Raw genomic sequence first — 17,614 nt, 5'->3', positions numbered from 1 at the left:
CTGATGACCGTCGCGGGATCGCGGGAAAGGGGAGCCGGCGATGCCCCTTTCGAGGCACCGCCAGCGGGAGGAAGTGGTTACTTCTTCAGAATGGCGTCGGCCTTGGCCGCGGCCTCCTTCAGCGTCGCCTCGGGTTCACCCTGGCCGAGATAGACCTTCTGCACGGCATCGGACGTGATCTGGGCGATCTCTTCCCAGCCGGGGATGACGGGTGCGAAACGCGCGTCGGGCAGAAGTGCGGTGAAGGCGGCGAGATCGGCATTGTTGACGTAGTAGTCCATCTTCGCCTCTTCCTTGTTCACCGGCAGGAAGCCTTCGCCCTGGGTGAACTTGGCGCGCCAGTCGGTCTGGAACAGGAAGTCGAGCAGCTTCCAGGCCTCGTCCTTGTTCTTCGAGTTCTTGAACATGATGATCGAGTCGGTCACGCCATAGGTGCCGCGCGCGCCCGTCGGGCCGGCCGGGATCGGCGCCACGCCATATTTCAGGTTCGGCGCCTCTTCCTTGATCTGGTTGGACAGGAAGGGGGCGGTGATCATCATGCCGACCTTGCCCTGCTTGAACAGGTTCTGCACGTCTTCACGCGCATAGGAGGTCACGCCCGGCTGCGTCAGGCCTTCATCGATCAGCGACTTGTAGAGCTTGGCCGCCTCGATGGCGCCCGGATTGTCGAGGCCCGACGAGCCGTCCTTGTCGAGGATCTCGGCGCCCTGCGACCACATCGCGTAGTAATAATAGACGTCGGTCTCGATTTCCTTGCCCTGCAGGCCGTAGCCGTAGTTCTCGCCGCCGAGCGCCTTGATCTTGGCTGCCGCGTCCTTGAGTTCGGCCCAGGTCGCCGGCGGGTTGGCAACGCCTGCCTTCTCCAGCAGTTCCTTGTTGTAATACATGGCGCGCGCCGAGGCAGCGATCGGCAGACCATAAGTCTTGCCGTCCATGATCGACGGCGACAGGAAGGTGTCGATGAAGCGGCCCTTGAACTCGGGCGTGATGAAACCGTCGAGCGGCTCGGCCACGTCCTGCTGGACGAAGTCGATCAGCCAGCGCGTGCCGATGATCGACAGATCCGCATTGGTGCCCGCGGTGATATCTGTGGTCAGCTTCTGCAGCAGCACGTCCCACGGCACCACCTCGAACTTGACGTCGATGCCCGGATTGGCAGCCTCGAAGGCCTTTTCGACCTCCTGGAAATAGGGGCCGGTCTTCGAGCTGTACTCCGCGACCGTCACCCGGACTTCGCCGGCATTCGCCTGGGCCGCCAGCGCCAGCACGCTCAACCCGGCCAGAAGGCCGGCCTTCCACTTCGAAATCGCCATTTCGGTGTTCCCTTCTCCGCGGGCGGCGTGCCCGGCTCCTCAAGCGCTTTTTTGCGCCATTTGATTAAGTGACTTTCTTACATTATCCTTGATTTTCGGCATATCAAGCAAATTTCTTTGTTGCTTAATTACATTTTCGCCCATAGTCCTGAAGCAAGAAAGCGGCCAAGATCGCTGTGGGAGCAGAGTGGTGAGTGACGAACGCGACTTCGGGGGAAAATCCGTGTTGATCACCGGTGCTGGCGGCGGCCTGGGCCGCGCGCTGGCCGCCATCTTTGCCGCGCGCGGCGCGCGGCTGATCGGCTGCGACCAGTCGATCGAGGCGATGGACGGGCTGGATCTCGCCGCCCGGCACGCCTTCAATCTGCTCGACCTCGGCAGCATCGAACCTGCGGTGCACCGGCTGGTGGCGACGGACGGCCTGCCCGACATCGTCATCAACAATGCCGGCTGGACGCGCGCCGAAACCATGCCGACGCTCGACAGCGGCCGCATCGAAGCCGAGATCGACCTGAACCTCACCGGCGTCATGGCCCTCTCCAACCTGCTGCTGAAGCCGATGGTGGCGCGCGGCTCGGGCGCTTTCGTCTTCATCTCGTCGGTCAACGCGCTGGCGCATCTCGGCAACCCCGCCTATGCAGCGGCCAAGTCCGGCATCAACGCCTTCTCGCGCGCCATCGCGGTCGAGCACGGTCGCCAGGGCATCCGCTCGAATGTCGTCTGCCCCGGCTCTATCCGCACGCCGGCCTGGGACCACCGGCTCGAAAAAGACCCGACGGTGCTGGGCAAGCTGCAGCGGCTCTATCCGCTCGGTCGCATCGTCAACGCGCTGGAAGTGGCGGAGGCCGTCGCCTTCCTCGCCTCGCCGCGCGCCTCCGGCATCACCGGCACGGTGCTGCCGGTTGATGCCGGACTGACCGCCGGCTACCTGCCCTTCATCGACGACATCCTCGGAGCATGAGCAGATGACCGACGTCGCCTTCCGCCATCTGTCCAAGTCCTTCGGCCAGCACGCGGTGCTGGAAGACATCAATCTCGATATTTCAAGCGGCGAATTCGTCGTTCTGGTCGGCCCCTCCGGCTGCGGCAAGTCCACCTTGCTCAGGATGCTCGCCGGGCTCGAGCCGATCAGCGACGGCGATCTGCTGATCGGCGGCGTGCGCGCCAACGAGTTGCCGCCGCAAAAGCGCAACATCGCCATGGTGTTCCAGTCCTACGCGCTGTTCCCACATCTGACTGCTGCCGAAAACATTGCCTTCGGCCCCAAGATCCGTGGCGAGAACGCAAGCGCGATCGACAAGAAGATCAAGGACGCGGCTGGCGTGCTCAACCTGCACGCCTATCTCGACCGCTATCCCCGCCAACTCTCCGGCGGCCAGCGCCAGCGCGTCGCCATGGGCCGCGCCATCGTGCGCGAGCCATCGGTGTTCCTGTTTGACGAACCGCTCAGCAATCTTGACGCCCAGTTGCGCGTGCAGATGCGTACCGAGATCAAGGCGCTGCATCAGCGCTTGAAATCCACGGTCGTTTACGTGACACACGACCAGATCGAGGCCATGACCATGGCCGACCGCATCGTCGTCATGAACCAGGGGAAAATCCAGCAGGTGGGCGCGCCGCTCGAACTCTACGACAGACCGGCCAACAAGTTCGTGGCAAGCTTCATCGGTTCGCCGTCGATGAGTTTTGTCTCCGGCAACCTGTCTGCGTCGGGCGCGCATTTCGAGACGGCGGACGGCGAAAAGCTGTCGCTGAACGGCGGCCGCGGCTCGTCCTTCGGCGGGCCGGTCGAGGCCGGCGTCCGGCCCGAGCATTTTATCGTTGGTGATGCGCCCGGCGGCCTCACCATCCGGGTTGCGGTGGTCGAGCCAACCGGCTCCGAAACCCATGTCTACGGCTCGGTCGGCAACGAACAGGTGCGCGCCGTCTTCCGCGACCGCGTCGCCGTTCGCCCCGGCGAGGCGCTGCCCGTCAGCGTCGAACCGAAAAACATCCACCTCTTCGACAAGGCAACCGGCCTGCCCATATGAGCAACATCGCCGACATCATCACCCGGCTTCAGGTCATGGCGCAGGACGGCTCCAAGTCCGACAGGCGCCTGGCCAGCCTGGTACTGTCGGATCTCGACTTCGCCTCCAAGGCCACCATCTCCGAAATCGCCGCCCGCGTCGGCGTCAGCGAACCGACGGTGACGCGCTTCTGCCGAAACCTCGGCTGCGATGGCGTGCGCGACTTCAAGTTCTTCCTGGCCCAGGCCATCGCCATCGGCGGCCAGTATCTCAAGCCCGAACCGCTGAACCGCGACGTCAGGGAGCAGCGCATCGCCTCTGCCGTCACCGAGGCGGCAATAACGGCGATCCAGCGCGCCTCGGACAATCTCGACATGGCAACGCTGGTTTCCGTCGCCGAGCGCATCTCCGCTTCGGGCAACGTGCTCTGCCTCGGCTCGGGCGGCATCTCCTCGATGATGGCGACGGAATTGCAGAACCGGCTGTTCCGGCTTGGCATCTCGGTCGTCGCCCAGGTCGACGGCCAGCTGCAGCGCATGTATGCGGCGGTCGCAACGCCGGAGACCACCGTCGTCGCCTTCTCCGTCTCCGGCCATGCCAGATCGGTGGTCGATGCCGTCCAGGTTGCCCGGCAATATGGCGCCCATACGGTGGCAATCACCGTGCCGTCGTCGGCACTGGCCAAGGTGGCCGACACCGTCATTCCCTTCCAGCCCATCGAGGATGGCAACATCTACAAGCCGACCTCGTCGCGCTTCGCCCTGCTCGCCATCCTCGACATGATAGCGACCGCCACCGCCGAGACCCGCGAAACCAAGGTTCTCGAAGGCCTGCGCCGCATCAAGCAAAGCCTCAACACGCTGAAGGTCGACGACCCGAGGCTGCCTCTAGGTGATTGAATGAACCCCAAGCAGAACCCCTTCCCCAACGATGCCGACCGCGCCCAGATCTGGGAGATGCTGGTCGAGCGCGACATCGCAGCCTTTGTCGGGCAGGACTGGTCGATGGTCGCTGGCGACTTCGACGAGAACCGCTTCCTCGGCATCCATGCCCACAACTCGGCCAATCCCGACGACTGGAACGCCGCATTCCCGGCACTCTCCATCTATCGCGACGAGTGGCTGCGTCAGGCAGCTGAAACGGCGGCCACCGAATTTGCCGAACCGCTTGCCGACGGCATTTTCCGCGCCACGCGCCTGACCGATATCGACATCAATGGCGACGTCGCCGTCGCCCGCAAGAAGTTCGACGGCACCATCCGCCGCGCCGACGGCAGCGACGACGTGCTGAACTGGCAGACGCTCTACTTCTGTCGCAAGGCGGACGACCGCTGGAAGATCACCGGCTTCGTCGGCTACATGAAGTACAAATAGCCTTCGCCCCCCGCTCGAACTCTCCAAAGGCGCCTCTCCGGGCGCCTTTTTTGTCTTCCAAGACGCCAGCTGTGCAAGGCAGAAAGTTTGATCTTGCAACCTTTGCGCTTGACTGCAAGATATCTTGCATCTTAAGAGTCTCATGCAAAATGGATGCAAGATCATGACACTGCTGGATCGCATCAAGAGCAATTCGAGCCGTCTCACCGAGGCCGATCAGCGGCTTGTCTCGGCCCTGCTCGAAAACGCCGCCGAAGCGGCCTTCCTGTCGAGCGCCCGGCTCGCCGAGCGCGCCAGCGTGCACGAGGCAGCCACCACCCGCCTTGCCCAGAAGCTCGGCTACAAGGGTTATCCCGAACTGCGTGGACAGCTGCAGCGCGAGCTGGTGGCGACCCAGGACGCGGCCGAGCGCATGCGTCGTTCCATAGCCAAGGTCGAGCATGGCGACTTCCTGCTCGATCTGATCGGCAGCGAGATCGCGGCGCTCGAAAATCTCCGTCTGGCCGTCGACCAGCAGGCCATCGACCGTGCCGCAGATATGATCGTCGACGCCAAGCGTATCTTCCTGTTCGGCCAGGGCCACGCCCAGTCGATCACCCAGTTCCTGCGTCGCCGCCTCGACCGTTTCGGCATGACCACCATCGTGCTGGAAGGCCGCGGTCGCGACATCGCCGAGCGCGTCGTCGGCATGCAGAAGGACGATCTCGTGCTGGCGCTGGCCTTCCGCAAGCAGCCGACGAGTTATGCGCCGCTGATCGAACACTGCCATGCCCAGGGCGCCAGGGCGATGCTGGTCACCGATCTTGCCGGGTCGATGATGCAGCCCGAGGCCGACCTCGTGCTGGCCGCTCCGCGCGGCCGTTCGGGCAGCGAATTCCAGACGCCGACGGTGCCATTCGCCATCGTCAACGCGATCCTGCTCACCATTGCCGGCCGGCACCAGAACCGCGTCATGGGCGCCCTCGAGCGCCTGTCCGGACTGTTCGAAGAATTCGATTGAGAAAACCTGGGAGGGAAAACATGCTCAGATCGATAAAATGGGCGCTCGTCGCCGCGGCAGCAGCACTGCCGCTCGCCGCGCACGCCGCAGAACTCGACAAGATGACCGCGGCCGAATTGCTGCCGCTGGCGCAGAAGGAGGGCAAGGTCACCGTCTTCTCGCTGTCCAGCCGCATCGCCAAGGTCGAAAAGGCCTTTGAGGAAGCCTATCCCGGCATCGATCTCGTCGGCATCGACATGAGTTCGGTCAAGCAGATCGCCCGCGTCGTCGCCGAGCAGGAGGCCGGCGTCAACGCCGTCGACGTGCTCTATATTGCCGACACGCCTGTCGTGTACGAGGACCTGGTCAAGACCAAACGCGTTACAGCCTACATCCCGCCGCGTGTATCGGCCGAACTGGCCGACGAACTCAAGACGCCGCTGCTCACCCAGCGCCTGTCGACCAAGGTGCTGATGTACAACGAGGCGGCCAACCCGAACGGCGCCCCGGTCAAGAACCTCTGGCAGCTGACCACGCCCGAGTGGAAAGGCCGCGTGCTGATGGTCGACCCGCTGCAGCGCGGCGAACTGCTCGACCTGCTGGTCGAGTTCTCGCTCCGCCCCGATGAAATGGCCAAGGCCTACGAAGCCCAGTTCGGCAAGCCGATCGCGGTCGACAGCGACCTCAAGGGCGCGGGCGAACAATACATCCGCGACCTCTTCGCCAACGACCTCATCCTCGTGCCCAACTCCGACGCCATCAATAAGGCGATCGGCGACAAGACGGCCAAGAACCCGCCGGTCGGCTTCGCCACCTACTCCGACCGCCGCGACAACGAGAAGGAAGGCTGGGCCCTGCAGGTTGCCAACAACGTCGAACCCTCGAACGGCATCCTCTTCCCGGCCGTGCTGGCGCTGGTCGAGAAGGCGCCGAGCCCAGCTGCGGCCCGCCTGCTGATCGACTTCATGATGGGCGACGACTCCGCCACCGGCGGGCCGGCCTTCGAACCCTTCAACGTTGCCGGCGACTATGCCGTGCGGCCGTCGATCAAGGACAATGCCGACTCCGTTCCGCTCAAGGACCTGAAAGCCTGGCGCATCGATCCGGTGAAGACCGCGGCCGCCCGCAAGCGCATCGCCGACCTGGTGCTGACGCTGCAATAGCAGCGGCCGGACCGGCGCGCCCCGAGGGGAGGCGCCGGTCCGTTCGGCCGGCGCTTTCAGCGCCGCTTCGTCCCGCAGATCCGCCAAGAAAGTTCGTCATGTCCGCCGCAGCAACTTCCACGTTGTCTCGGAGAGGCCTCCTGCGCTCCGAGACGCTCGTCCCGATCATTCTCATTCTGATCGTTTCTGTCCTGGTCGTGGCCCCGCTGGTCAAGATCATCCTGTCCACCCTCACCGTCGATGGCCGCGAGGCCTGGCAGGCGGTGCTTGCCTCGAAGATGTCCGAGAACCTGTGGTGGCGCCCGCTGTGGAACACCATCCTGCTTGGCGTCGGCGTCGCCGCCGGCTGCATCCTGATGGGCGGCTTTCTCGCCTGGCTGGTGGTGCTGACCGACGTACCGGCACCCAGGACGCTGGGCCTGCTCGCCACCCTGCCCTTCATGATCCCGAGCTTCGCCGCGGCCCTTGCCTGGGGCGCTCTCTTCCGCAACAGCCGCCTCGGCGGTTCAGTCGGCTTCTTCGAGGCCAATGGCTGGATGGTGCCGGATTGGCTGGCCTGGGGACTGGTGCCGACGCTGATCGTGCTCACCGCCCATTATTACTCGCTCGCCTTCACCGTCATCTCCGCAGCCCTCAGTTCGGTCGGCGCCGACCTCGTCGAGGCGGCACAGGTTGCCGGCGCAAAGCGCTCGCGCATCTTCTTCGGCATCATCCTGCCTGTCGTCACCCCCGCACTGATCGCAGCGGCGTCACTGACCTTTGCAGGTGCCGTCTCCAACTTCGCAGCCCCCGCCCTGCTCGGCCTGCCGGTCAGGATGCAGACGCTGTCGACTCGCCTGTTCGGCATGATCGAAACCGGCCAGACCGAACGCGGCTTCGTCATCGCCCTGCTGCTGATCGTCGTCTCTGCCTCATTCCTCTGGCTTGGCGAGCGGTTGGTCGCCGGCCGCAAGAACTACGTCACAGTCACCGGCAAGGGCGGCCGCACCAAGCGCTTCCCGCTCGGCAAATGGCGCTGGCCGCTGTTTGCGGTTGCCGTGCTGATGTGCGCGCTCACCACCTTTGTGCCGGCGATCGTCCTCACCGCCTCGAGCTTCGCGCTCCAGAACGGCTCGCTGTTTTCCAACTGGACGACACATTTCTGGATCGGCGAAGGCGGCACCGACATGGCCCAGGGCCAGGCAGGCATCTTCCGCAATCCGGTGCTGATCGATGCCTTGTGGATGACCCTCAAGCTGGCGGTCACGGTCGCGATCACCACCATGGCGCTCGGCCTGGCGCTGGCCCACACCATCGCCCGCAACAAGGGCAGCGTGCTCGCCACCGTCCTCGGCCAGGTGTCGTTCACGCCGATCCTGATCCCTTCGATCGCCTTCGCCGCAGCCTACATCGCGCTGTTCGGCGCCCCCATCGGGCCGCTGCCGTCGCTCTACGGCACCTTCCTTTTGCTGGTGCTTGCGGCTTCCGCCCACCTGCTTCCCTATGCGGTGCAATCGGGCCGCTCGGTGCTCGGCCAGATCTCGGCCGACATCGAGGAAAGTGCGAGGTTGACCGGCGCCGGCTTCTTCCGCCGCATGGGCGTCATCATCATGCCGCTCGCCATCCGCGGTCTGCTCGCCGGTGCGCTGCTGGTTTTCGTCAAGATCGTCCGCGACCTGTCGCTGGTGGTGCTCTTGTTCACCTCGACCTCGCCGGTGCTCAGCATGCTCGCCTACCGCTATGCGGCCGAAGGCTTCATGCAGTTCGCCAACGCCATCACCATGGTCATCCTCGTCCTCTGCGTCGTCGCCACTCTCCTGGCGCACCGCCTGCAGAACCGCGTCCAGAAGTGGAAATCCGCATGAGCCCCGCCAACGGCAATCCCGCCGCGATAGCGATCCGCAACGTCAGCAAACGCTTCGGCAATTTCACCGCCGTTGACAATGTCGACATCTCGGTGCCGCAAGGCGCGTTCCTCGTGCTGGTCGGCCCGTCCGGCTGCGGCAAGTCCACCCTGCTGCGCATGCTCGCCGGGCTGGAGACGCCCAGCGACGGCGAAATGGCCTTCATGGGCCGCACCGTCTCGGATGGCACGCGCGGCCTCGTTGCTGACGCCGGCGCCCGCGATGCCGGCCTGGTCTTCCAGAGCTACGCGCTGTGGCCACATATGACGGTTGCCGGCAACATCGAGTGGCCGCTCAAGGTCGCCAAATGGAGCAAGGCCGACCGCGCCAGCCGTGTCGACGAAGTGCTCGGCCTGCTCGGAATTTCGGCTCTGAAGGAACGCTACCCAGCCGAGATTTCAGGCGGCCAGCAGCAGCGCGTCGCCATCGCCCGCACCATCGGCCCGAAGCCCAGCATCCTTTTGTTCGACGAGCCTTTGTCCAATCTCGACGCCAAGCTGCGAATCGAAATGCGCAGCGAACTGATGCGTATCCACCGGGCAACGGGGGCGACATCGGTCTACGTCACCCATGACCAGGTCGAGGCGATGACGATGGCGAGCCATGTCGCCGTCCTCAACAATGGCCGGGTCGAGCAGTTCGGCACCCCGCTGGAGCTGCTGCAGGATCCCCGCACCACCTTCGTCGCCACCTTTCTCGGCACGCCGCCCGCCAACCTGATCGAGGTGTCGAGCGACGGCGACGGGCTGGTCTATGACGGGCTGAAGCTGGCAAGCGCGGCGCATGCGCAAGCCCGACGCGAGGTCCAGCTTCTCTACCGCGCCCACGACATCACCGTCGGCGAGGTGCCGGGACGGCCATCGATTTCGGCACGTTTCGAGGAAGCAGCCCCGATTGCCGGGCGCACCATGGTGACCGCCTTCTCTGGAGGCCGTCGTCTCACGGCGATGGCCGACGGCTATTTCAGCGCCGACAGCGGCGCCCCTATCCGCCTCAGCTTCCTCGGCGAGCCGAGCGCGGTCTTTGCGATGACTGGTGAAAGGATCGACTGATGAGACTGATTATGGTGCGCCACGGCGAGACCACCTGGAACGCCGAGCACCGGCTCCAGGGCCACGACAACGCGCCGCTGTCCGAGCGCGGCATCAGGCAGGTCCAGCGCTTTGCCGCCTTCGCCAGAACGATGGCCCCCGACCGCATCGTGGTTTCCGATCTCGGTCGCACCCGCCAGACCGCCAGCCTGCTCGGCTATGGCGATGCACCGCTCGATCCTCGCCTGCGCGAGATCGACATGGGCGAATGGACGGGCCGCATCAAGCATGAGCTCGAAGCCGAACGCCCGCATGAATATCTCGCCTGGAGGGCGGGCACATTCACCCCCGACAGGGGCGAGCCCTGGGCGGATTTCTGTGCCCGCATCGTCGAGGGCCTGCGCGACTGCCTGAAGAAGTGCAGCGGCGACACGCTCGCCATCGTCCATGGAGGTGTCATCCGCGCCGCCTGCCATTCGTTTCTTGGGCTGCCGCCATCGCGGGTCGTGCCGGTGACGCCGGGCACCGCGACCATACTCAGCTTCGATGGGCCGGACGCCTCCGCAGCCCGCCTCGAAGCCTACAACATCGCCGCCGTCACGCCCGACTTCGACGCGCCAGACTGACATCGGCCAGAGCTGACTGGGCCCAAAAACAAGGCGGCTTCCATGGTCCCCCAGGAAAGCCGCTAGTTACCCCCTCCAGGGAGACAAAAATCTAGATGAGTTAAAACCGTCGTCTGCAGTTCAGGTGGCAATATGCGTCCGATGAAAATACTCGCCAGGCGCCACCGGCAATAACCCGCCCTCGGGCTTGCGCCCCTGGGCAAGGTCAGGATGTGTGGCTGGACCCCGACGACAGACGACACTTCGTAGTGAAACGCAGCGTCGTCCATACGGACTATTAGCACCCCTAATCATAAGCATCGCTTAAAAAACACCCCGATCCACAAGAGATGGCCGGGGTGTTTTCAACTCTGCCCTGGAGGATCGCGCCTATTGCTTGGCCGCGGCTTCCAGATAGGCGATCACGTTGGCGATGTCGGTGTCGTCCTTAAGACCGGCAAAGGCCATCTTGTTGCCAGGCACCTTTTCCTTCGGCGCCTTGAGGTAAGCGGCAATATTGGCCTCGTCCCAGACGAGGCCAGCGGCACCGGCTTTCTTCATCGCGTCGGAATATTTGGCTTCGAAGCTGGGCAGCGTGCCTGCGGTGCGCCCAATCACGCCGTGCAGCGAGGGACCGACCTTGTCCTTGTCGGTCGCGGCCTCGTGGCAGGCCATACATTTGGTGAAGACCTTCTTGCCCGCATCAGCGTCACCGGCTGCGTGGGTCGAGGTGGCTGTGAAAAAAGAAACTGCAACGAGAGCCGGTAAGGCTAGCGCCGTCCTTTTCATGGCTTTCTCCCTGATCGGTCGGCGCACGGCGTCGACACACGCGATACTAGAACCGTTCGCGTCGCCGCACCATGGGCCATTCTGCTGCCGGTTTTGGGGCCATCCCCGGCAGGGGCGACAAATCGTCTCAGGCAGGTTATGGTGCTGACGGTGCAGGTCGCGGTTTGGCGTGACCAGTCATGCTGGACGGCAGCACCACCACGAGCCGCGACCGATACCGGACCCGTTCTCGGAGGAATGTTCATGGCAAATTTCCATGTCTATGCAGCAGGCACCGGCAGTGACGTCCAACACCCGACCATACGCCGCATCGGCGTGTCCGACGTGCTCGACGCACTCCGGCTCGGATTTGAAGACTTTTGGGACAAACCCTCGCATTACGTGTTTTTGGGTCTGATTTACCCGATCGTCGGGGTCGTCCTGATCACCTGGACCTCCGGCGGCAACGCATTGCAGTTGATTTACCCTCTGATGACCGGCTTCGCCTTGCTGGGCCCCATCGCAGCCATTGGCCTCTACGAGATCAGCCGAAGACGCGAACTCAATCTCGACACCTCCTGGTGGCATGCCCTCGAGGTCAGGAATTCGCCCGCTATGCCGGCAATCGTGGTGGTCGGCATCATGCTGATGGCGCTCTTCGTCGTCTGGATCCTGACCGCGCATACGCTCTACGCCCGCGTCTACGATGACGCCGTCCCGCTGTCGATCGGCGCCTTCGTCAGCGACGTGCTGACCACCCAGCGTGGCTGGACGCTGATCATCCTCGGCAATCTGATCGGGCTGCTTTTTGCACTCATCGCCCTCAGCACGACAGTGGTCGCCTTCCCGCTGCTGCTCGACCGTGACATCGGCGCCTATGCGGCCATCGAGACGTCGGCGCGCGCGATCATGGCAAACCCGGTGCCGATGCTGTTCTGGGGCCTGATCGTGGCGGTGGCACTTCTCATCGGCTCGTTGCCGCTGCTGGTCGGCCTGGCCATCGTGCTGCCGGTGCTCGGCCACGCGACCTGGCACCTCTATCGCAAGGTCATCGAACCGGCTCCGGCACCCGTGCCCGTCAAGGCCGCAAGGTCGCGCAAGCGCAGCAGCTGACGTCTGACACTGCCCCTCTGAAATACTGCTCCCGCCCCGATGGGGCGGCAGCAGGTGCCATCAATCCGACCAAAGGGTCTCCGCTTTCCCTCGAAGGCGGAACCGCGTGTTTCTTGAGTTCCGAGCGGAAAAAAACGCTGTGCGCTTTTCCCGGAATTGCTCTAGGCCGGATGGCTGAACCTTGCGACCCGCGCGCCCTGAAGCAGGTTGCGGAAGTCACCGCCGGTGACATGAACCAGCGTCCTGTGATCACCGGCCTCGAAATACACGTCGCCTTCCGGGCCGAAGCTTTCGTCGAGGATGACGGGCACGTCATAGGCGGCGCCAACTGGTGGCACGGCACCAATGTCGCAGTCGTTGAACAGCTGGCCGACCTCGTCTTCCGAGGCAAGGCCGAGCCTCTTGTCGATCACGTCCTGCAACGTGTTCAGCTCGACCCGGTGGCTGCTCGGCACGACGGCCAGCGCATAACCCATCTCGTGGTGCAGCAGCACCGATTTGGCGAGCCTTCTGCCTGGAATATGCGCCGCCTGCGCCGACTGGCTGCTGGTCGAGGTGCGATGATGGGCGACGGTATCGTAGTGGATGCCTTTGCCCGCGAGGTAGTCCTGGAGTTTTCGAGCGATCGTCATCGTTGGCGCCCTTCTGGTTGACGGTGCTGACGCATCGGAGAACGAGACGATCCATTCTCCTCCCATCATTTCGCCTGTCAACGAAGAACGCTGAGCGTCCCGACTACTGGTGCCCCACGCCGAAGGACAGCACCCGGATCAGTTCGGTGTAGCGCGACTCGACCACCATGATCGCGACGAACACCAGGATCGCCAGCGGCGGCACAATGATGGCGTAGACCAGCGCCAACCGCTCCCAGGCCATGTGCATGAAGATCGCGACGATCAGGCCGGCCTTGAGCAGCATGAAGGAGATGATCAGGCCCCAGCGAAGCAGCCCCTGGAGCTGGAAGTAGTCGACCGCATAAGAGCAGGCGCTGAGCACGAAAAGCCAGCCCCAGACGACGAGATAAAGCTTGATCGGATGCTGCTGGCCCACTGCATGGCCAGTGACGGGCGCCGCTGCCGCTTCGCCATGCAGCCCATGATCCTGTGCGTCCACCTGTGCCATCGCTCGCCTCACCAGAGATAGAAGAATGCGAAGATGAAGACCCACACCAGGTCGACGAAGTGCCAGTAGAGCCCCATGATCTCGACGCTCTCATACTGGCCTCGCCTGCTGGTGAAAAAGCCCCGCGCCCCTGTCTCGTAGTCCCCGCGCCATACCTTTCGCGCCGTGATCAGCAAGAAGATCACGCCGATGGTGACATGGGTGCCGTGGAACCCGGTGATCATGAAGAAGGACGAGCCGAACTGCGCCGCTCCCCAGGGGTTCTCCCAGGGACGCACGCCCTCAGTGATCAGCTTGGTCCATTCGAACGCCTGCATCCCGACAAAGGTGGCGCCAAGGGCGGCGGTCAACAACATCAGGATCGCCGTCTTCTTGCGGTCGCGCCGGTAGCCGAAATTAACCGCCATCGCCATCGTGCCCGACGACGAGATCAGCACGAAGGTCATGATGGCGATCAAGAGCAGCGGCACGTCGCTGCCGCCTATATGCAGCGAAAACACCTCGGCCGGATTGGGCCAAGGTATGGTCGTCGACATGCGCGCGGTCATGTAGGCGAGCAGGAAGCAGCCGAAGATGAAGGTGTCGCTGAGCAGGAAGATCCACATCATGGCCTTCCCCCAGGAGACGTTCTTGAACGCCCTCTGGTCGGACGACCAGTCCGCGACGAAGCCCCGCGCGCCGCCCGGCCGCGGCGCGGTATGGTCGGCGTGTCCGAGCGTGGTCTCAGTCATCCTTTCCTCCTAGCTCAGCAGCTGCCGGCAGATGTCGATGAAGTCGGCGGCCCAGCCCATAAGCACGGCAAACAGCACCAGCCAGACGACGAACAGGCCGTGCCAATAAAGCGCGCAGAGCTCGACCGAGAGCGTCAGCCTCCCTGCAGGCACGGACCTCCAGGCCCGGAAGTCTGTGCGCCCGAGCGCCACGAGCCCGCCCAGAACGTGCAGGCCGTGAAGCGCCGTCATCATGTAGAAGAAGCTGATCGCCGGGTTGTCGATGGCGAAGTAGCCGCCCGCCGCCAGGTCGCGCCAGGCGATGAGCTGGCCGCCGAGGAACGCCAGCGAAGCCAGCGTGCCAGCGACAAGCGCCAGGCGCAGATTGCTCAGCTGTCCGCCATGTGCCGCCGCCACCGCGCATTGCAGCGCGATGCTCGCCAAGGCCAGCATTGCCGTGTTGACCCACAGCACATCAGGCATCGGCGGCGCCTGCCAGTCGGCATAGACCATGCGCATGAAATAGGCGCTGACCAAAAGCATGAACATCGCGCCGATGACCGCCAGCAGCACGCCCACCCCGAGCTTGGCGGGCTCGATCGCCGGCGCCTCTGTCAGCGGATAGGCATCGGTCGATCCGGATTCCAACCACGGCTTGGCCGTCAGCCGCTGCTGCGTCAGCCACCAGATGGCGACGGCCGCGAGGCCCGCCATGAAGATCAGGATCGCGCTCATTGCCGACCGCCTTCCGGCTGCCAGGGATCGTTCTGAGGAATGAAATCCTCGCGGGCACCAGGCACGCTGTAGTCATAGGCCCAGCGATAGACCAGCGGCAGTTGCTTGCCGAAATTGCCATGCGGCGGCGGCGTGCCATCGGTCTGCCATTCCAGCGTGGTCGCCCGCCACGGATTGCCGCCGGCATCGCGGCCATGACGGATGCTCCACAAAAGGTTGAACAGGAACACAAGTTGGGCAAAGCCGACAACGAGCGCCATGATGGTGATGAACTCGTTGAGCGTATGCACCGACGGCGGCACGAACGCCGTTTCGCCGAGCTCCGGATAACGCCGGGGCACGCCCACCAGGCCGATATAGTGCATCGGGAAGAAGATCAGGTAGGCGCCGAGGAACGTGACCCAGAAGTGGAAGCGTCCGAGCGTCTCGTTCAGCATGCGACCCGAGACCTTGGGATACCAGTGATAGATCGCGCCAAAGACAACGAGGATGGGCGCCACGCCCATGACCATGTGGAAATGGGCGACCACGAACATGGTGTCGGACAGCGGCACGTCGACCACGACATTGCCTAGGAACAGTCCGGTCAGCCCGCCATTGACGAAGGTGACGATGAAGCCGAGCGCAAACAGCATCGGGATGGTCAGGTGGATGTCACCGCGCCACAGGGTGAGAATCCAGTTGTAGACCTTGAGCGCCGTCGGCACCGCGATGACCAGCGTGGTGGTGGCGAAGAAGAAGCCGAAATAGGGGTGCATGCCCGAGACATACATGTGGTGCGCCCACACCACGAAGCTGAGTGCCCCGATGCCGACAATGGCCCACACCATCATGCGATAGCCGAAGATATTCTTGCGGGCGTGCGTGCTGATGAGGTCGGAAACGATGCCGAAGGCGGGCAGCGCGACGATGTAGACCTCGGGATGGCCGAAGAACCAGAACAGGTGCTGGAACATGATCGGGCTGCCGCCATTGTGCGGCAGCTGCTCGCCCATCTCGACGATCGCCGGCATGAAGAAGCTCGAGCCGATGATGCGGTCGAACAACATCATCACGCAGGCGACAAACAGTGCCGGGAAGGCGAGCAGCGCCATGACGGTCGCGGTGAAGATGCCCCACACGGTCAACGGCAGGCGCATCAGCGTCATGCCGCGGGTGCGGCCCTGCAGCACGGTGACCACATAATTGAGGCCGCCCATGGTGAAGCCGATGATGAATATGATCAGCGACACCAGCATCAGTATGATGCCCCAGTCCTGCCCGCCTGGCGTGCCTGAGGTTATCGACTGCGGCGGATAGAGCGTCCAGCCTGCCCCCGTCGGCCCGCCCGGCGCAAAGAAGCTCGCCACCAGCACGAGCACGGCCACCAGATAGATCCAGTAGCTCAGCATGTTGACATAGGGGAACACCATGTCGCGGGCGCCGACCATCAGCGGGATCAGGTAGTTGCCGAAACCACCGAGGAACAGCGCCGTGAGCAGGTAGATGACCATGATCATGCCGTGCATGGTCATGAACTGATAATAAGCCTCCGGCGAGATGAACGAGAAGGTGTCGGGGAAGCCGAGCTTGAGGCGCATCAGCCAGGACAGCACCAGCGCCACCAGCCCGATGGCCATGGCAGTGCCGGCATACTGGATCGCGATTACCTTGGCGTCCTGTGAAAAGACGTATTTCGTCCACCAGCTGTGCGGATGGTAAAGCTCCATCTCGCCCACTTCAGCCGGCGGGATCAGGTCTGCTCCGTGAGGCGTGACATCGACCATGCGTGCACCTGTTGCTCCATGCCTCTGCTTTCGCGGTGAGGCCGCTTGCGAGCGGTCGCGCCGTATCCGTCTGCTATTCCACCTTCGCCACATCCTTTGCAGGAGTGGCCAGCGCGCCCACCTTCGCAGGAGTGCTCAGCTGGGCGAAGGTCGCCTGCTTCTCCAGCCACGTCGCATAGTCCTGCTCCGTGTCGACCAGCACCGTTCCGCGCATGAAGTTGTGTCCGGTGCCGCAGAGCTCGGCGCACAGCACCTCGAACGTGCCGGTGCGGGTCGGCGTCAGCCAGAAATAGGTCACCATGCCCGGCACCAGGTCCATCTTGGCGCGGAATTCGGGCACGTAGAAATCATGCAGCACGTCGATCGAGCGCAGCAGCATCTTCACCGGCTTGCCGATCTGCAGATGCAGATCGGCAGCCTCGACCACCACGTCGTCCTTGCTGTTGGGATCGTCGGGATTGATGCCGAGCGGATTGTCGGCGCTGACCAGCCGCACATTGGATGTGCCGAGCTTGCCGTCCTTGCCTGGCAGGCGGAAGCTCCACTGCCATTGCTGCGCCACGACCTCCACTTCGGTCGCGTCCTTGGGCACGTTGATGAACTGGCTCCATACATAGAGCCCGGGCGCCAGCATCGCCGCCACGCCGATGGCCGTCACCGCCGTCAGCCAGGATTCGAGCTTCCTGCTCTCCGGCTCGTAATGCGCGGTCGCCCCCTCCTTGTGGCGGAAGCGGTAGACGCAATAGGCCATGAACAGCACGACGGCGGAGAAAACGAAGCCGGTGATCCAGAACGTGATCACAAGGGTGGTGTCGATATAGCTCCAGTTGGAAGCTATCGGCGTCCACCACCAGGGACTCAGCACATGGAACAGCACCGAGCCAACGACAACAAGAACCAGTACCAGCGCAATGGCCATCCACGGTCCTCCCGGCACCTCCGGGGACTCAGTCCCGCAGGAAGGCCGGCGGCATCATAGCTTGAAAAGTCGGCGAAATACTAGGGGAACCGAAACGGTGACGTTGCGTCACTTTAGCGGCCGCC

General features: G+C 63.7%; 18 protein-coding genes. 10 read left to right on the top strand and 8 right to left on the bottom strand.

What is annotated here, in order from left to right; genetic code table 11:
* Nucleotides 1–77: 77 nt before the first annotated feature.
* The gene (locus NDO48_RS01745) at nucleotides 78–1,313 is read right to left on the bottom strand and encodes an ABC transporter substrate-binding protein (protein WP_267320756.1); all 1,236 of its coding nucleotides are present in this window, start codon (nucleotides 1,311–1,313) and stop codon (nucleotides 78–80) included.
* 190 nt (nucleotides 1,314–1,503) lie between these two features.
* On the opposite strand from NDO48_RS01745, the gene NDO48_RS01740 reads away from it, so the two are divergent.
* The 9 genes from NDO48_RS01740 to NDO48_RS01700 all read left to right on the top strand — a co-directional run bounded on the left by NDO48_RS01740 (nucleotide 1,504) and on the right by NDO48_RS01700 (nucleotide 10,377).
* Nucleotides 1,504–2,274: an SDR family oxidoreductase gene (locus tag NDO48_RS01740; protein ID WP_267320755.1), complete on the top strand. Its 771-nt coding sequence runs from the start codon at nucleotides 1,504–1,506 to the stop codon at nucleotides 2,272–2,274.
* Nucleotides 2,275–2,278: 4 nt separating this feature from the next.
* Nucleotides 2,279–3,343 (top strand): ABC transporter ATP-binding protein, encoded by a 1,065-nt coding sequence (locus NDO48_RS01735; protein WP_018429775.1) that lies wholly within the window; start codon nucleotides 2,279–2,281, stop codon nucleotides 3,341–3,343.
* The gene (locus NDO48_RS01730) at nucleotides 3,340–4,221 is read left to right on the top strand and encodes a MurR/RpiR family transcriptional regulator (RefSeq protein ID WP_267320754.1); all 882 of its coding nucleotides are present in this window, start codon (nucleotides 3,340–3,342) and stop codon (nucleotides 4,219–4,221) included. The genes NDO48_RS01735 and NDO48_RS01730 overlap by 4 nt, the downstream gene beginning before the upstream one ends.
* Nucleotides 4,222–4,695: a hypothetical protein gene (locus NDO48_RS01725; RefSeq protein WP_267320753.1), complete on the top strand. Its 474-nt coding sequence runs from the start codon at nucleotides 4,222–4,224 to the stop codon at nucleotides 4,693–4,695.
* Between the two features lie 163 nt (nucleotides 4,696–4,858).
* On the top strand, nucleotides 4,859–5,695 hold the full coding sequence (locus NDO48_RS01720) for a MurR/RpiR family transcriptional regulator (protein ID WP_157632802.1): 837 nt from the start codon (nucleotides 4,859–4,861) through the stop codon (nucleotides 5,693–5,695).
* Nucleotides 5,696–5,715: 20 nt separating this feature from the next.
* Complete coding sequence (locus NDO48_RS01715; RefSeq protein WP_267320752.1) at nucleotides 5,716–6,837, top strand: ABC transporter substrate-binding protein; 1,122 nt, start codon at nucleotides 5,716–5,718, stop codon at nucleotides 6,835–6,837.
* Nucleotides 6,838–6,935: 98 nt separating this feature from the next.
* Entirely contained in the window at nucleotides 6,936–8,681 is a 1,746-nt protein-coding gene (locus tag NDO48_RS01710; RefSeq protein WP_051091921.1) for an ABC transporter permease, read from the top strand.
* Nucleotides 8,678–9,772 carry an ABC transporter ATP-binding protein gene (locus tag NDO48_RS01705; protein ID WP_018429781.1) on the top strand — a complete coding sequence of 365 codons (1,095 nt, stop codon included), beginning with the start codon at nucleotides 8,678–8,680 and terminating at the stop codon, nucleotides 9,770–9,772. The genes NDO48_RS01710 and NDO48_RS01705 overlap by 4 nt, the downstream gene beginning before the upstream one ends.
* Entirely contained in the window at nucleotides 9,772–10,377 is a 606-nt protein-coding gene (locus NDO48_RS01700; protein WP_018429782.1) for a histidine phosphatase family protein, read from the top strand. The genes NDO48_RS01705 and NDO48_RS01700 overlap by 1 nt, the downstream gene beginning before the upstream one ends.
* Before the next feature lie 369 nt (nucleotides 10,378–10,746).
* On the opposite strand, the gene NDO48_RS01695 is transcribed toward NDO48_RS01700, so the two are convergent.
* Entirely contained in the window at nucleotides 10,747–11,145 is a 399-nt protein-coding gene (locus tag NDO48_RS01695) for a c-type cytochrome (protein ID WP_026227567.1), read from the bottom strand.
* 243 nt (nucleotides 11,146–11,388) lie between these two features.
* Between NDO48_RS01695 and NDO48_RS01690 the strand changes: the two genes are divergently transcribed.
* A complete protein-coding gene (locus tag NDO48_RS01690) occupies nucleotides 11,389–12,237 on the top strand; it encodes a DUF2189 domain-containing protein (protein ID WP_267320751.1) in 849 nt (282 codons plus the stop codon).
* Between the two features lie 161 nt (nucleotides 12,238–12,398).
* Here NDO48_RS01690 and NDO48_RS01685 read toward each other — a convergent pair whose 3' ends face one another.
* The 6 genes from NDO48_RS01685 to NDO48_RS01660 form a co-directional block, all read right to left on the bottom strand.
* The gene (locus tag NDO48_RS01685; RefSeq protein WP_018429785.1) at nucleotides 12,399–12,869 is read right to left on the bottom strand and encodes an aminoacyl-tRNA deacylase; all 471 of its coding nucleotides are present in this window, start codon (nucleotides 12,867–12,869) and stop codon (nucleotides 12,399–12,401) included.
* A 103-nt stretch (nucleotides 12,870–12,972) separates the two neighbouring features.
* On the bottom strand, nucleotides 12,973–13,359 hold the full coding sequence (locus NDO48_RS01680; RefSeq protein ID WP_018429786.1) for a cytochrome C oxidase subunit IV family protein: 387 nt from the start codon (nucleotides 13,357–13,359) through the stop codon (nucleotides 12,973–12,975).
* An 8-nt stretch (nucleotides 13,360–13,367) separates the two neighbouring features.
* Nucleotides 13,368–14,090, bottom strand: a complete 723-nt coding sequence (locus NDO48_RS01675) for a heme-copper oxidase subunit III family protein (RefSeq protein ID WP_018429787.1) — start codon at nucleotides 14,088–14,090, stop codon at nucleotides 13,368–13,370.
* A gap of 9 nt (nucleotides 14,091–14,099) precedes the next feature.
* On the bottom strand, nucleotides 14,100–14,804 hold the full coding sequence (locus tag NDO48_RS01670; protein ID WP_267320750.1) for a cytochrome c oxidase subunit 3: 705 nt from the start codon (nucleotides 14,802–14,804) through the stop codon (nucleotides 14,100–14,102).
* Nucleotides 14,801–16,570 carry a cytochrome c oxidase subunit I gene (gene ctaD / locus NDO48_RS01665; protein ID WP_267320749.1) on the bottom strand — a complete coding sequence of 590 codons (1,770 nt, stop codon included), beginning with the start codon at nucleotides 16,568–16,570 and terminating at the stop codon, nucleotides 14,801–14,803. Before ctaD ends, NDO48_RS01670 begins: the two co-directional genes overlap by 4 nt.
* A gap of 73 nt (nucleotides 16,571–16,643) precedes the next feature.
* A complete protein-coding gene (locus NDO48_RS01660; protein ID WP_267320748.1) occupies nucleotides 16,644–17,489 on the bottom strand; it encodes a cytochrome c oxidase subunit II in 846 nt (281 codons plus the stop codon).
* Nucleotides 17,490–17,614: the final 125 nt, after the last annotated feature.

This window comes from Aminobacter sp. MET-1, from assembly GCF_026521175.1.
In the GTDB taxonomy this organism is placed as follows: Bacteria; Pseudomonadota; Alphaproteobacteria; order Rhizobiales; family Rhizobiaceae; genus Aminobacter.
This window is presented reverse-complemented; position numbering and strand designations above follow the sequence as displayed.

Bases quoted from the DNA above. Each gene is read 5' to 3' on its own strand.
- NDO48_RS01745 (WP_267320756.1), bottom strand. From the start codon at position 1,313: ATGGCGATTTCGAAGTGGAAGGCCGGCCTTCTGGCCGGGTTGAGCGTG.
- NDO48_RS01735 (WP_018429775.1), top strand. From the start codon at position 2,279: ATGACCGACGTCGCCTTCCGCCATCTGTCCAAGTCCTTCGGCCAGCAC.
- NDO48_RS01730 (WP_267320754.1), top strand. From the start codon at position 3,340: ATGAGCAACATCGCCGACATCATCACCCGGCTTCAGGTCATGGCGCAG.
- NDO48_RS01725 (WP_267320753.1), top strand. From the start codon at position 4,222: ATGAACCCCAAGCAGAACCCCTTCCCCAACGATGCCGACCGCGCCCAG.
- NDO48_RS01720 (WP_157632802.1), top strand. From the start codon at position 4,859: ATGACACTGCTGGATCGCATCAAGAGCAATTCGAGCCGTCTCACCGAG.
- NDO48_RS01715 (WP_267320752.1), top strand. From the start codon at position 5,716: ATGCTCAGATCGATAAAATGGGCGCTCGTCGCCGCGGCAGCAGCACTG.
- NDO48_RS01710 (WP_051091921.1), top strand. From the start codon at position 6,936: ATGTCCGCCGCAGCAACTTCCACGTTGTCTCGGAGAGGCCTCCTGCGC.
- NDO48_RS01705 (WP_018429781.1), top strand. From the start codon at position 8,678: ATGAGCCCCGCCAACGGCAATCCCGCCGCGATAGCGATCCGCAACGTC.
- NDO48_RS01700 (WP_018429782.1), top strand. From the start codon at position 9,772: ATGAGACTGATTATGGTGCGCCACGGCGAGACCACCTGGAACGCCGAG.
- NDO48_RS01695 (WP_026227567.1), bottom strand. From the start codon at position 11,145: ATGAAAAGGACGGCGCTAGCCTTACCGGCTCTCGTTGCAGTTTCTTTT.
- NDO48_RS01690 (WP_267320751.1), top strand. From the start codon at position 11,389: ATGGCAAATTTCCATGTCTATGCAGCAGGCACCGGCAGTGACGTCCAA.
- NDO48_RS01685 (WP_018429785.1), bottom strand. From the start codon at position 12,869: ATGACGATCGCTCGAAAACTCCAGGACTACCTCGCGGGCAAAGGCATC.
- NDO48_RS01680 (WP_018429786.1), bottom strand. From the start codon at position 13,359: ATGGCACAGGTGGACGCACAGGATCATGGGCTGCATGGCGAAGCGGCA.
- NDO48_RS01675 (WP_018429787.1), bottom strand. From the start codon at position 14,090: ATGACTGAGACCACGCTCGGACACGCCGACCATACCGCGCCGCGGCCG.
- NDO48_RS01670 (WP_267320750.1), bottom strand. From the start codon at position 14,804: ATGAGCGCGATCCTGATCTTCATGGCGGGCCTCGCGGCCGTCGCCATC.
- ctaD (WP_267320749.1), bottom strand. From the start codon at position 16,570: ATGGTCGATGTCACGCCTCACGGAGCAGACCTGATCCCGCCGGCTGAA.
- NDO48_RS01660 (WP_267320748.1), bottom strand. From the start codon at position 17,489: ATGGCCATTGCGCTGGTACTGGTTCTTGTTGTCGTTGGCTCGGTGCTG.